The organism is Marinobacter sp. 1-3A, from assembly GCF_016597775.1.
GTDB lineage: Bacteria > Pseudomonadota > Gammaproteobacteria > Pseudomonadales > Oleiphilaceae > Marinobacter > Marinobacter xiaoshiensis.
In genome coordinates, this window is the sequence record NZ_VCGZ01000003.1 from 65,175 (window position 1) to 78,517 (window position 13,343).

11 protein-coding genes are annotated in these 13,343 nt (G+C 54.3%); 6 read left to right on the forward strand and 5 right to left on the reverse strand.

Features of this window, described 5'->3' with window-relative positions; genetic code table 11:
• Positions 1–88 precede the first annotated feature (88 nt).
• Positions 89–1,465, reverse strand: coding sequence for a solute carrier family 23 protein (locus FE848_RS05485; RefSeq protein WP_200201759.1), 1,377 nt, complete (start codon positions 1,463–1,465; stop codon positions 89–91).
• Positions 1,466–1,564: 99 nt separating this feature from the next.
• Positions 1,565–3,193, reverse strand: coding sequence for an acyl-CoA synthetase (locus FE848_RS05490; protein ID WP_200201760.1), 1,629 nt, complete (start codon positions 3,191–3,193; stop codon positions 1,565–1,567).
• A 177-nt stretch (positions 3,194–3,370) separates the two neighbouring features.
• Between FE848_RS05490 and FE848_RS05495 the strand changes: the two genes are divergently transcribed.
• Positions 3,371–4,849 carry a sensor histidine kinase gene (locus tag FE848_RS05495; RefSeq protein WP_200201761.1) on the forward strand — a complete coding sequence of 493 codons (1,479 nt, stop codon included), beginning with the start codon at positions 3,371–3,373 and terminating at the stop codon, positions 4,847–4,849.
• Positions 4,842–5,486 (forward strand): response regulator transcription factor, encoded by a 645-nt coding sequence (locus tag FE848_RS05500; RefSeq protein ID WP_200201762.1) that lies wholly within the window; start codon positions 4,842–4,844, stop codon positions 5,484–5,486. The genes FE848_RS05495 and FE848_RS05500 overlap by 8 nt, the downstream gene beginning before the upstream one ends.
• Here the strand turns inward: FE848_RS05500 and FE848_RS05505 are convergent.
• Positions 5,472–6,884, reverse strand: a complete 1,413-nt coding sequence (locus FE848_RS05505; protein ID WP_200201763.1) for a PLP-dependent aminotransferase family protein — start codon at positions 6,882–6,884, stop codon at positions 5,472–5,474. The genes FE848_RS05500 and FE848_RS05505 overlap by 15 nt on opposite strands.
• A gap of 230 nt (positions 6,885–7,114) precedes the next feature.
• Here FE848_RS05505 and FE848_RS05510 point away from each other — a divergent pair, with 230 nt between their 5' ends.
• The 4 genes from FE848_RS05510 to trpB all read left to right on the forward strand — a co-directional run bounded on the left by FE848_RS05510 (position 7,115) and on the right by trpB (position 10,756).
• Positions 7,115–7,396 (forward strand): hypothetical protein, encoded by a 282-nt coding sequence (locus FE848_RS05510; RefSeq protein ID WP_200201764.1) that lies wholly within the window; start codon positions 7,115–7,117, stop codon positions 7,394–7,396.
• Positions 7,393–8,199, forward strand: coding sequence for a PhzF family phenazine biosynthesis protein (locus tag FE848_RS05515; RefSeq protein WP_200201765.1), 807 nt, complete (start codon positions 7,393–7,395; stop codon positions 8,197–8,199). Before FE848_RS05510 ends, FE848_RS05515 begins: the two co-directional genes overlap by 4 nt.
• A 61-nt stretch (positions 8,200–8,260) precedes the next feature.
• A complete protein-coding gene (locus FE848_RS05520; RefSeq protein WP_200201766.1) occupies positions 8,261–9,454 on the forward strand; it encodes an NAD(P)/FAD-dependent oxidoreductase in 1,194 nt (397 codons plus the stop codon).
• Between the two features lie 96 nt (positions 9,455–9,550).
• A complete protein-coding gene (trpB, locus tag FE848_RS05525) occupies positions 9,551–10,756 on the forward strand; it encodes a tryptophan synthase subunit beta (RefSeq protein ID WP_200201767.1) in 1,206 nt (401 codons plus the stop codon).
• 84 nt (positions 10,757–10,840) lie between these two features.
• Here trpB and FE848_RS05530 read toward each other — a convergent pair whose 3' ends face one another.
• Positions 10,841–11,722, reverse strand: a complete 882-nt coding sequence (locus FE848_RS05530; RefSeq protein WP_200201768.1) for a universal stress protein — start codon at positions 11,720–11,722, stop codon at positions 10,841–10,843.
• Position 11,723: 1 nt separating this feature from the next.
• Positions 11,724–13,211, reverse strand: a complete 1,488-nt coding sequence (locus FE848_RS05535; RefSeq protein ID WP_200201769.1) for a SulP family inorganic anion transporter — start codon at positions 13,209–13,211, stop codon at positions 11,724–11,726.
• Positions 13,212–13,343 lie beyond the last annotated feature (132 nt).

The window sequence follows — 13,343 nt, forward strand, 5'->3', positions numbered from 1 at the left end:
CCGACACAAAAAAGGGAGGCTATTAGCCTCCCAAAGTCTTGCAGATCACTTTTTTGATGGTCCCCGCTAAAAACCAGGGACCAAGCACTCAGGATTTATCGGTTTTTGTGGCTCCCGGAGCTTCCGGATCCGGGGTAAAGCCGATCAGTTTGGTTCGCTCAATCAAAAGATAAAGAACCACGCCGGTACCAAGGCCCCAACCTGCTCCATAGACCGCCAATACCACGCCCATGGTGCCCGCAATTCCGCGTTCGGTGTTGTTCTCCAGCTGTTCCAGACCAACCATCAAACAGATATAACCGGTCAGCAAAAGAGTCAGGGACAGTGCAATGGGCAGAACCGGCTGGAAAAAGCTCACCAGCGGCAGAATAAACAGGGCGATAAAGCCAGTGATCCAGAAGGTACCGCCACCACTGTAGATTGAATCCATAGCGTTGCGGCCATACTTGTAACGCTCGGCCATGGTTGCAGTCACGGCCGTCCATATTGGGCCTGCCAGGCCGGGGTATGGCGCGAAGAATGCGTGGCCACCATTACGAATGGCGGTTACCAGGTGCACACGGTCGATGCTGTTATCGATGTCTTCATCTTTACGAAGATGATCCACACGGTTCATCAGGGACTGCCCCACCACGATATCGCCGAAGGCGATAATGTAGGCAATGATCGCCGTTGGAATGGCATAAAGGAATATTTTGGGGTCGGGGAAGCCAACCGTAAATGGCAGGTAGTTCCACAACTCGTCAAAGGCCGGTTTGGTAATACCCCACTCAACATTTGGCACATCGTATTCACCCGTGGCGAATCCCACGAGAATAGCCACGATCATGCCTGGAACCATGCCGTAGTTGGCAATTTTGCGAGCAAAAGAGTTGCTCTCAACAAAGCCCTTGAACGACACAGAGAACATCAGATACAAACAAACCAGACCGCCAACAATGAGCGATATAGGCGTATTGGCCACTCGGCCGCCCACTTCAATCTCTCCCATCAGTGCCGCAATACCCGCACCGATAATAATGCCGCCTTTCATGGAGCGGGGAATCAGATCCACCAGTTTGCTTCCCAGGCGGGTAACGCCGAGGAAAAGGAAAATGATAAACACAAGGAACTGCAGAGCAAACATAGCCTGAATGGCGTCGGGGCCAGGCTCATAATCACTCAGGAAAAGCAACACCACCGGGATGCCCGGCGTTATCCAGCCTGGTACCAGAGGAACGCCCAACAAGGCAGGCAGCATAAACCCGATGCCGCAGATCACGGCATAAGCCAAGGCAACATCGTAGGGAACACCCAGGTATTTTTGCAGCAGAGGAATCATGGCAAGACTGACCACAAACATGATCAAAGCTTGAACCATCTCCGCAAATTCCCAGCGGTAATGAACAAAAGGAAGGCGAACTTTAAAAGGGCCGGCAGGCCAATACGGCTGTTCTTCCCCGGTCTTACGGTGAAACATTTGCATAGCAGGGTCTCCCGCACACGTTATTTACGCATGCCTGTTTTGTGTTGTTTTTGTAGCTTTATCCGGCAGTGCCAGGGCTGAAACTGCCGGTCAAGGAGGTCAGGTCAGTTCTTTGGCTTGATCCCTTAGCAGAAACTTCTGGATCTTGCCTGTAGAGGTCTTGGGCAACTCCGAGAAAATGACTGTTTTGGGCACTTTGAAGCGAGCCAGGTGCTCACGACAGAAATTGATAATATCTTCCTCGCTCAGATCACCTGCTTCTGGTTTGAGGGTCACAAATGCACAGGGTGTCTCGCCCCACTTTTCATCCGGGCGGGCCACTACCGCGGCTTCCAGAACAGCCGGGTGTCGGTACAGCGTATCCTCAACTTCAATGGTGGAGATATTCTCACCACCAGAGATGATGATGTCCTTCAGGCGATCCTTGATTTCCATGTAGCCGTCTTCGTGCCAAACAGCCAGATCCCCGGTATGGAACCAACCACCGCGGAATGCTTCCTCGGTAGCCTTGGGGTTCTTCAGGTAGCCTTTCATAACGGTGTTGCCGCGCAGGAAGATTTCACCCACGGTTTTGCCATCTTTGGGCACCGCTTTCATGGTATTCGGATCGCCCACCATGGTGCCGGCGAGGGTGTGATAGCGCACACCCTGACGAGCTTTGATTTTGGCCCGATCGTGCAACGGCAGTTCATCCCAGTCAGATTTCCACGCACACACGGTTACCGGACCATACACTTCTGTCAGGCCATACACGTGGGTCACCTTGATGCCCATTTCTTCAACGGCACCAATAACCTGGGCCGGTGGCGCAGCACCTGCAATCATGGAACGAACTTCGTGATCAATGCCCGCCTTGGACTCAGCTGGCACGTTCAACAGCGCATTAAGAACAATCGGCGCGCCGCACATATGCGTAACCTGATGCTCTTTGATCAGCTGCAGAATCTTTTCAGGATCTACCCGGCGCAAGCACACGTGAGTGCCCGCCATGGCGGTAATCGTCCAGGGGAAACACCAGCCATTACAATGGAACATAGGCAGTGTCCACAGATATACAGGGTGCATACCCATGGACCAAACCGCCTGGTTACCCAGAGCGTTGATGTAGGCGCCGCGATGGTGATAAACCACACCCTTGGGGTTGCCGGTGGTGCCGGAGGTGTAATTCAGTGAAATCGCGTCCCATTCGTTGTCCGGAAAGCTCCACTGAAACTGCGGGTCGCCCTCTTGCAGAAAGGCTTCATAGTCCAAATCGCTGACCTGAACCCCTTCGCCGTATTCCGGATCATCCACATCAACAATCAGCGGCTTGTTTTTCAGACGGCTCACCGCATCGCGAACTACCTCACCAAATTCGCGATCGGCAATTACCACCTTGGCTTCGCCATGCTCAAGCATGAAGGCAATAGCCTCTGCATCCAGGCGCACATTCAGTGTATTCAGAACCGCGCCCATCATAGGCACTCCAAAATGACACTCCACCATGGCGGGAATATTAGGCAGCATGGCCGCCACGGTATCTCCCCGCTTGATACCTCGCCCTGTTAGCGCAGATGCAAGGCGCCGTGAACGGTCGTATGTCTGCGCCCAGTTATAGCGAACAGCTCCGTGGATAATGGAGGGGTAGTCAGGGTAGACGCTTGCCGTGCGTTCGATAAAATCAATCGGGGATTGAACAGCGTAATTGGCATCAAGGGGCGCAAGGCCCTGATCGAAGATCGAGGTCATGGGGTGTTCCTCTTTATGAGCCTATTGTTCTTGTGTCGTATTTGGAAAAGCAGCTAGAGTAGCTATGACTTCTTATAGAGAGAATCTTATTTAATAGAGGTAATACTAGAAATTACACCAAGGTATTATAGTGTAATTACTATACCGCACCCCAACACGATAGAATCGATGGCTACTATGAGTTTTAGCTTGTCCGATGCAGACCCGCAACCCAGCTTTATACTGGATAGCTCTGCCAAAACTTTGCAAAGCAATCTCGCCGCTGACAGGTTGTGGCAGGAAAATGGCCTGACAGGCCCATCAGCCACCCTCCCAACCAATACTCAGGCACTGGTTACCGCGTCGCTGACACAAGCCAGAGCCATCGAAGACGTAGAAGCCCGCATCAACGACACGATCCTTCTGTGGACATTTGTCCCCTGCCTGGAAACCTCTGAGGTTTTGGCCCGTGGCCGGGATGCCACAAACGATGTCCTTAACCGGGATCAGGCCATTCGATCGAACCGCCTATACCGGGTGATCACAGAAAATACCACCGACCTTATTTCGCGGCATGCTCCCGACGGGCGCTTCATAGATGCAACACAGGCTTCATGGCGCCTCCTCGGCTACTGGCCGGAAGAGCTTCGGGGCCGGCTACTGGAAGACATATTTCAGAGCGATAGCTCTATGCGACAGTTAACCGAGACCCGCAATCGCTTGCGAGATGACGGCTACGCCACCATGACTCTGGACCTGACCCACCGTGACGGCAGCAAACGTTGGTTCGAAATCGCAAGCCGGGCCATCAGAGAAACCTACACAGGGGCAGTTGTTGAGGTGGTCAGTGTATCCAGAGACATCACCGCCAGAGTTGCCTCAGAGGACAACAACCGAAGGCTGGCCGATGAACTTGCGCGTACCGCAAGACTCGCGGCCCTTGGCGAACTGGCTTCCAGCATTGCCCACGAAATGAATCAGCCTTTGGCGACCATCGTTAACTTTGCCAGCGCCAGCCAGCGTTACCTGAAAAACGCCCGCACACATCCTGAACATCTTGAGCGTGTCGACGATGGCCTGGAGAAGATCATCCACCATGCCAATCGCGCTTCGGAAGTGATCAAGCACCTCCGAGCCTTCCTTCGTAAAGGTCGGAAACGCACAGCAGAAGTTCAGCTAAACGAAACCCTCACAAAAGTTGCCCAACTCTGCCAATGGGAGGCAGATAAACACGATGTAGAGATAATCTGCACCCCGGCCGACAGCAAGCCCACAATCATTGCAGATCAGGTATTGCTGGAGCAGGTACTGATTAATCTGATCCGTAATGGCATGGAAGCAAATATGGAAGCGCGCGCCGCCCAAGGAGCCAGCGCGGGTTCCCGCCTGATGCTCTCAGCATCCATAAATAGCGAAGGTGAAACGCTGATTGACGTCACGGATGAAGGGCCAGGCCTTGATGACCAGGAAATCCGGAAGATGTTTCAGCCGTTTTACACCAACAAGCCCCAAGGGCTTGGACTGGGGCTTTCCATGAGCCGCTCCATTATTGAAGGCTTTGGTGGCTTTCTGGATGCACGTCCTGCATCAAACGGTGGCCTTACCCTGACCTGCCGCTTCCCGACCGCACCCGCTCACAAACGTATACCCAGCACGGAGACTGCACCCGATGAGTAACGATCCCTCCCAGGAGACATCCACCGTTTACGTTGTTGATGACGATGCTGGCATGCTGGAATCTACCCAGTGGTTACTGGAGTCTGTTGGCTTGAACGTGCAAGCATACAGCGACGGGCGCAAGTTTCTGGATGCCCTGGGCGATAGCCGGGGCGGCTGCGTGGTGCTGGATGTGCGGATGCCGGGACTCGGCGGGCTGAACGTTCAGGAAGAGCTGCAAAAGCGCGGCATTGAGTTGCCAATCATTTTCGTATCCGGCCATGCGGATGTGCCAATTGTGGTGCGCGCGTTCAAATCCGGTGCCTTTGATTTCATCGAGAAGCCATTCAACGAGCAGCTACTTCTCGACAGCGTGCAGCAGGCACTGGAAGCTCATCATCAATCCAGTCATCTGCAACTGGGCGACGAACGGGCTGATGCGCTCATTTCGACGCTTACACGCCGGGAGCGGGATGTATTCCTGCCTATGGCCCAAGGCTACACCAGCCGCGAGATTGCGGATCAACTGGGTGTAAGTGTAAAGACCATCGACCTCTACCGGGCCCGTGTAATGAAGCGACTGGGTGCGGAGCGGCTGCCCGATGTTACGGGCATAGCCATCACCGCTGGTCTGCTTGACCCATCAAACCTGCGCTAGCTCCTCATGGGCCAGCGCGCCCAGCCTGGCGATGGCCTGGTCGATACGCTCGTTCCAGGGATTGCCACCGTTTAGCCGCAGGCAAGACTCAAACTTGTCTGATATGGAAAACATCAGGCCCGGAGCCACGTTAATGTCTTCAGCCCGCGCTCGATGATAAACCCGAGTGCCAGAAACGCCTGCCGGTAGCTGCACCCAGAGTACAAAGCCGCCTTGTGGCCTGCTGACCGCAGTCCCCACAGGAAATGACCGCGCAACTGCCGCTCTCATACGCTCTGTGGTTTCCCGATAATTCTGCCGTGCCGAGCGCAAATAACGATCGTACCCACCCTGCTCCAGAAAGTGCGCCACTGCCAATTGCGGGATCGAAGATGTTGCCAGATTGGAAAAATACTTCTGCTGCCGAGCACCAGCCATGTATCGCCCGGGCAACATCCAGCCCAGTCTCAACCCCGGCGAAATGGTTTTGGAAAACGAGTTGCAGTAGATAACATTATCCGTGCGATCAAAGGCTTTCGCAGGCTTTGGGCGTTCGCCGGTATGATAAAGATCTCCGTAAATGTCATCTTCTATCAACGGCACTCCAGCGGCAGCAAGCATAGACACCAACTGTTTTTTGCGCTCATCCGGCATCCGTGCGCCCATGGGGTTGCTGTGATTGCACACCACTACGCAGGCTTTCAGAGGCCACTGCTCCAGGGCCAGCTGCAAGCCTTCAAGACTGAGCCCGTCGGATGGGTGGGTCGGTATTTCCATCGCCCTTAACCCAACCACTTCCAAAGCCTGAAGAATACCCGGGAACGAGGGCGACTCAACCGCCACTATATCCCCCGGTTGAGTGACGGCGCGCAAACCCAGAATGATGGCTTCCTGAGCGCCGTTGGTAACCAGCACATCATCCGGCGTAACCGGAACACCAATCGTCGCCATCCTTTGCGCAATCTGCCTGCGGAATGACGCTTTTCCGGGAAAAGCGTAATCCAGTGTTTCAAGGCCCCGCCGGGCCGCCCAAATCGTACTTTGTTGAATCTGTCGCAACGGCAAGAACTCCGGATGGGGAATGGCAGTAGCGAGCGGCACCATGCGGTTTTGCTCATCAGCGCACAATTCCAGAGTCATCTCGCGGGCCGTTACCGGCGCCGGGCGAATCCTGAGCCTGCCCATGACTGGCTCCGGGGCATCGACTGCAGGCAAGCGAACAAAGTAGCCACTGCGCTCCCGGGCCTGAAGATAGCCGCGAGCTTCAAGTGTTTGGTGCGCCTGCAACACAGTTGAAATACTCACTTCGTACTGTTTACTCAACACCCGCACGCCCGGCAGGCGGTCGCCATCCCGGTAGACACCGTCCTGAATCAGCGACTGAAGCCTGTCTGCCACCTGGTTGTATAGAGCCCCCATACTGCCCACCTCACCCAATCAAGAAATCATTTGCCCATTCGGACAGCCAGCACGCCCATTGCAACAGATCCGCACCAAACCGAAACGGTACAGATACCCGGAAAACACATCAGTACAGAGCGGCAATATTTAGCTCTGTACCGGTTCAAAAATAGATTATCTGAATCTGTTATGGCTGTCAGTTCAGGAAGACAATAACAACATCGAAAATCAGAAGAAGGAGTTTCATCATGGGCATCGCAAACAGTCAGGCTCTGACCGCTACCCGAAGCAATCTTTTTGGCCTCAACCCCAGCGCGCCCGCACTGTACGGTGAAGACCTGAACACCAACCGCCAATGGCTGGAAGACCTCGGGTTTTCTATACGCCAGTCCGGCCAGAAGCACTGGGTAGTAACACACACCAATCCATTGCCCGAGCTGCACTTTTACAGCGAGAATGAGCTGGCGCAGTTTGCCAGCTACAAAGGCCACCACTACGCTAAACACTTGCTTCCAGAGAACAGAACATGAATTACCCCATCTACCAGGTAGACGCTTTTGCCAGCGAGATCTTCAAAGGGAACCCTGCCGCGGTCATGCCTCTGGAGGCGTGGCTTCCGGACGACACCATGCAGGCACTGGCCGCCGAGAACAACTTGGCAGAAACCGCATTCTTCGTACGGGAATCCGGCACCAATGGCGCAGACTTTCATATACGCTGGTTCACTCCCAGTGTTGAAGTACCCCTTTGCGGCCACGCCACTCTCGCCAGCGCCTGGGTTATTTTCAATAAACTGGGGTGGCAGTCAGATGAGATACGCTTTGGCTCTCGCAGCGGTATTTTAGGCGTTCACCAAACCCCGGATAACTGGCTGGTTCTGGACTTCCCGAACCTGAAAACTGAAGAACAGAACACACCGCCAATCATCAGCCAAGCTCTGGATAGCACGCCGGCAACGGCTTTTTACGTGCCGAACGACACCAATTACATGGTTGTCCTGGAAAACGAGGCAGCTGTGAAAGCGGCGCAGCCGGATATGCGAAAGCTCAAACAACTGGGCAATCAAGGCGTGATCATCACTGCACCCGGTGACACCGCCGACTTTGTCAGCCGGTACTTTGCGCCTGGCTCCGGAATTGATGAGGATCCGGTTACCGGCTCTATCCACAGTGTTCTGGTGCCCTACTGGGCAGAAAAACTCGGCAAAACAAAGCTGGAGGCGCGGCAACTGTCTGCACGGGGCGGTCTATTACGCTGTGAACTGAAAGGCGATCGCGTTGCGATTGCCGGGCAGGTGGCCTTTTATATGGAAGGCACTGTTCATCTGGAATGAGCCATACGGCAGCTCCGAGGCTGGTATACTGCGCGCCACATAAACCAATCGGCAGGCAGTAATGACGGCAAGTTCCAGTAACCAGTACGATGTAGTGATTATCGGTGCCGGCGCCGCCGGCCTGATGTGCGCCGCCACTGCCGGCTATCGCGGGCGCAAAGTGCTGGTAATCGATCACGCCAATAAGCCGGGAAAAAAGATCCTCATGTCCGGCGGCGGGCGCTGCAACTTCACCAACCTCAACAGCACGGCCGCAAACTTCCTGTCGGACAATCCACGGTTCTGTATTTCTGCCCTGAAGCGCTACACCCCCCAGCACTTTCTGGATCTTGTTGAACGCCATGGCATTGAGCACGAAGAGAAAGCCGCCGGTCAGCTATTCTGCAAAGACAGCGCGAAAGACATAGTCGCCATGTTGCTCACGGAATGCGAATGGGCCGGTGCAGAAATTCGCATGAAAACCAACGTGAAGAGCATTGCACAAAGCTATGGCAGCTACCGGGTTAATACCAGTTCAGGCACCCTGGCCTGCACATCTCTGATCATCGCCTGCGGAGGCTTATCCATCCCCACCATGGGCGCCACAGGATTCGGCTACGAGGTTGCCCGGCAGTTCGGCCTGGATGTCCTCCCCACCCGGGCCGGGCTGGTGCCTTTCACCCTGCACCCGGAACTGAAACAGCAGTTGGCCCCTCTATCCGGCGTAAGCTGCCCTGTTGATGCGGCCTGCAATAACCATAACTTCCGCGAGCCCATGCTGGTCACGCATCGAGGTTTGAGCGGCCCATCCATGTTGCAAATTTCCAGCTTCTGGCAACCTGGCGACCCTCTGACCATCAACCTGCTACCAGATCGCAACATCCTTGAAGATCTTCTGGCCCTGCGCAAACAGAGGCCTCAATCCACCATTGCCCAATACCTGGCTCTGCACCTCCCCAAGCGCTTTGCACAAGCCTTCAACGAAATTCATGGCTGGAGCGGCCCTCTTCAGGGCTACAAAAACAGTGACCTTGAACAGGTGTCTGAGACGCTAGGGCAATGGACAGTGAAGCCGGCGGGAACAGAAGGCTATCGAACAGCGGAAGTGACCCTGGGCGGTGTGGACACCCGCCAACTCTCATCAAAAACAATGGCGGCGCTTGAGCATCCGAACCTGTATTTTATCGGTGAAGTTGTAGACGTAACGGGGCATTTGGGCGGGCATAATTTTCAATGGGCGTGGGCTTCAGGAGTGGCAGCCGGAAGCGCTGCCTGATTGGGGTTTACAGTTAGCTCACTCCATCCCATCAGCATTGAGTGCCCTCAGGCTGAGCGCTATTATTGATCCATAATTTCATATGAGACATCGTTTATGAGCGCACCTTCCCCGTACGATAACCTCCCCGACGCACAAGGCTTTTTTGGCGAATTTGGCGGGCAGTTTGTGCCGCCGGAATTGAAACAGGTAATGGACGAAATCAGTGCTGCCTATCAGGAAATCCGCCAACGCAAAGATTTTAAGGATGAGCTGGCTTATCTGCTATCAGACTATGTAGGCCGCCCCAGCCCGATTTTCTACGCTCGTCGCTTATCCGAAAAGCTTGGCGGGGCGCGTATCTATCTGAAGCGGGAAGATCTTAATCACACGGGTGCGCACAAGATCAATCACTGTCTGGGTGAAGCCCTGCTAGCCAAATTCATGGGCAAAACCAAGGTGATAGCGGAGACGGGCGCCGGCCAGCACGGTGTAGCTCTTGCGACCGCCTGCGCTCTTGTGGGCATCCCTTGCGAGATCCACATGGGCACTGTGGATATTGCCAAAGAACACCCTAACGTCACCAAAATGAAAATCCTGGGCGCTACTCTGGTGCCAGTAACCCGCGGCACCGCCACTCTTAAAGATGCCGTCGACAGCGCTTTTGACGAGTACCTGAAAGACCCGCAAAACTATATTTACGCCATTGGCTCGGTTGTTGGCCCCCACCCTTTCCCGGGCATGGTCCGTGACTTTCAATCGGTTGTAGGCCGCGAGGCTCGCGAGCAGTTCATGGAGCGCTACAAGAAGTTTCCGGATTACATAGCTGCTTGCGTAGGGGGCGGCTCCAATGCCATGGGCATATTTACCGCATTTCTCAATGACGAAAGCGTAAAACTGGTCGGTGTGGAGCCGGCCGGTGAAGGCCTGGATACCGACCGCCATGCCGCCACCATGACGCTGGGCAAGCCTGGCCAGATACACGGAATGGCCTGCTATGTGCTGGAGGATGACGAAGGCAACGCAATGCCGGTTCACTCTATTGCTTCCGGCCTGGATTACCCGGGTAGCGGCCCGCAACACAGCTATCTGAAAGATTTGGGCCGTGTGGAATATGCCTGTGCAGACGATGCTGAATGCCTGGACGCGTTTATGATGCTATCGCGGGTAGAGGGCATTATTCCTGCCCTTGAAAGCGCTCACGCTGTAGCTTGGGCAATTAAAACTGCACCTGGCCTGTCAGAGGAACACTCGATTCTGGTTAACCTGTCTGGCCGTGGCGATAAAGATGTGGATTTCGTAGCAGAAAGACTGGGGCTCTGAGCTGTCGCCCCAGATGTCGTAAAACACCACCCCTAGCCCCGTGAATGGGCATGGGTGGTGTAGCAGAAGGCTAATAGCTGGCGATTAGCGCAGAATAACCAATGGCTTTTCTGCAGTTCTCAGCATATTGGTAGTGGTACTGCCAACAAAAAACTGCCGTATGCGGGAGTGGCCGTATGCACCCATAACCATGATGTCTATATTTTGCTCTTCCTGATACTTGTGCAGCGCCTGCTCCACATCACCAGACAAAATGGTCAGGGTGATTTCAGTATCAAGCACTTCCAGCATCTGCTTTGCTTTCTCCAGCTGGCCTCTGTGCTCAGCAGTGTCTGCCCCAACCATTACAAGGTGCAATGGCACGCCTTTCAGTACCGGGCTACCCGCCAGCAACTCAACGCCTTTAAACGCAGTGGCACTGCCATCAAATGCTAACATGGCTGTACTGGGCGTTGAGTAGGTTTCAGGTACAAGCAGGATCGGGCGATGCACACTGCGGATAATCGTTTCCAGCTGGCTTCCTATGCGGGAGCCCCGATCAGAGCTGCTTTCTCCCTGCAAGCCCATCACTATCAGACGGGTTTCATCTTCCAGCGCCAACAAGGATTCGGTCAAATCACCATGGCGCTGGCGCTTTTTGATTTCGCCGACACCCGCGTTCTCAAGCCTGCGGGCTGCCTCGTCCAGCATGTGATCACCGTGCTCAAGAGCCAGTTTGGCTCGCTTACGGTCAAGCTGAGCCAACTCATCCAGAAGTTGCTCCCGACTACCCAGCCCAATGTTTCCGGCCAGGTCCGGCTCTGAAGGATACCGCTCCTGATCCAGCACATGCAGGAGGGTCAGTGGCGAATCCATATGTTTGCTAGCCCAGGCTGCATAGTCGCATACCGCTGGCGCTGCGGGTGAGCCATCAATGCAGGCCACTACCTGCAAGCGGTCCTGAATGTTTTCTGTTGTATTTTGCATATTAATGGCCCATCAACTGATCAATGCCTTCCGGCTTGTCGTGCACACCAAAGCGGTCAACGATGGTGGCACTGGCCTCGTTCATGCCAATCACTTCCACCTCTGCGCCATCGCGGCGGAACTTGATAACCACTTTGTCGAGCGCACCCACGGCGGTAATGTCCCAGAAATGCGCACGGCTAACATCTATCACCACTTTATCGACCACTTCACGGAAATCAAACGATGCAACAAACTTTTCCGAAGAACTGAAAAACACCTGGCCCGTTACCTTGTAAGTACGCGTGCCCGTGGTCTCATCAAGAATGGACTTAACTTCCATAAAGTGACCAATCTTGTTGGCAAAAAACAGTGCCGCAAGCAACACACCGGCAAACACGCCCAGCGCCAGGTTGTGGGTGACCACTACAACACACACGGTAACCAGCATCACTATATTGGTAGAGAGGGGGTGGCTTTTCAGGTTGCGAATGGACTCCCAGGAAAAGGTGCCGATAGACACCATGATCATTACGGCCACCAGTGCAGCCATTGGGATCTGCACCAGTATGTCGTCCAGCACCACGATCATTACCATCAGGAACACACCTGCGGTGAACGTGGAAAGCCGACCGCGACCCCCGGATTTTACGTTGATAACGGATTGCCCAATCATCGCACAGCCTGCCATACCACCAAACAGGCCAGATCCTATGTTGGCAATGCCCTGCCCCCGGCACTCGCGGTTACGATCGCTTTCGGTATCAGTGAGATCATCCACAATAGTGGCGGTCATCATGGATTCCAGCAAGCCCACAACCGCCAGTGGAATGGAATACGGAAGGATAATCATCAAGGTTTCAAGAGTCAGAGGAACATCTGGCCAGAGAAAAATTGGCAGCGTGTCGGGCAACTCACCCATGTCGCCCACTGTGCGCACGTCGATATTGAAGATTACCGCCACAATCGTCAGGGATACTATACAAACCAATGGCGAGGGCAAAAGTTTCCCCAACTTGGGCACATAGGGGAACAAATAGATAATGCCCAGGCCGGCTGCCGTCATGGCGTAAACATGCCAAGTTACGTTCGTGAGTTCCGGAAGTTGGGCCATAAAGATCAGGATTGCCAGAGCGTTTACAAAACCGGTTACCACGGAGCGCGAGACAAATCGCATCAAACCGCCCAGCTTCAGCCAGCCGGCCACTATCTGAATCACTCCAGTAAGCAGCGTGGCGGCCATCAGGTATTCCAAGCCGTGCTCCCTCACCAGGGTGATCATCAACAACGCCATAGCGCCGGTTGCAGCAGAAATCATGCCCGGGCGGCCACCTACAAACGCAATGATTACGGCAATACAAAAAGAAGCATAGAGCCCTACTTTGGGGTCAACTCCTGCGATGATCGAGAAAGCAATCGCTTCCGGAATCAGCGCAAGGGCCACTACGATCCCGGCGAGCAAATCGCCCTTGATGTTGGAAAACCATTCGGCTTTCATTGTATTTACCATAGCTTTGGGTACCCGGAAGATTGCTCAGATTGATATACACGTGATTGCCGTCATATGAAGTGCGCACTACGGCAAAATAAAGGGCGCGAATTCTACCAAAATACCGCTTCCGGCGTAAGTGCGCCTGTTCTC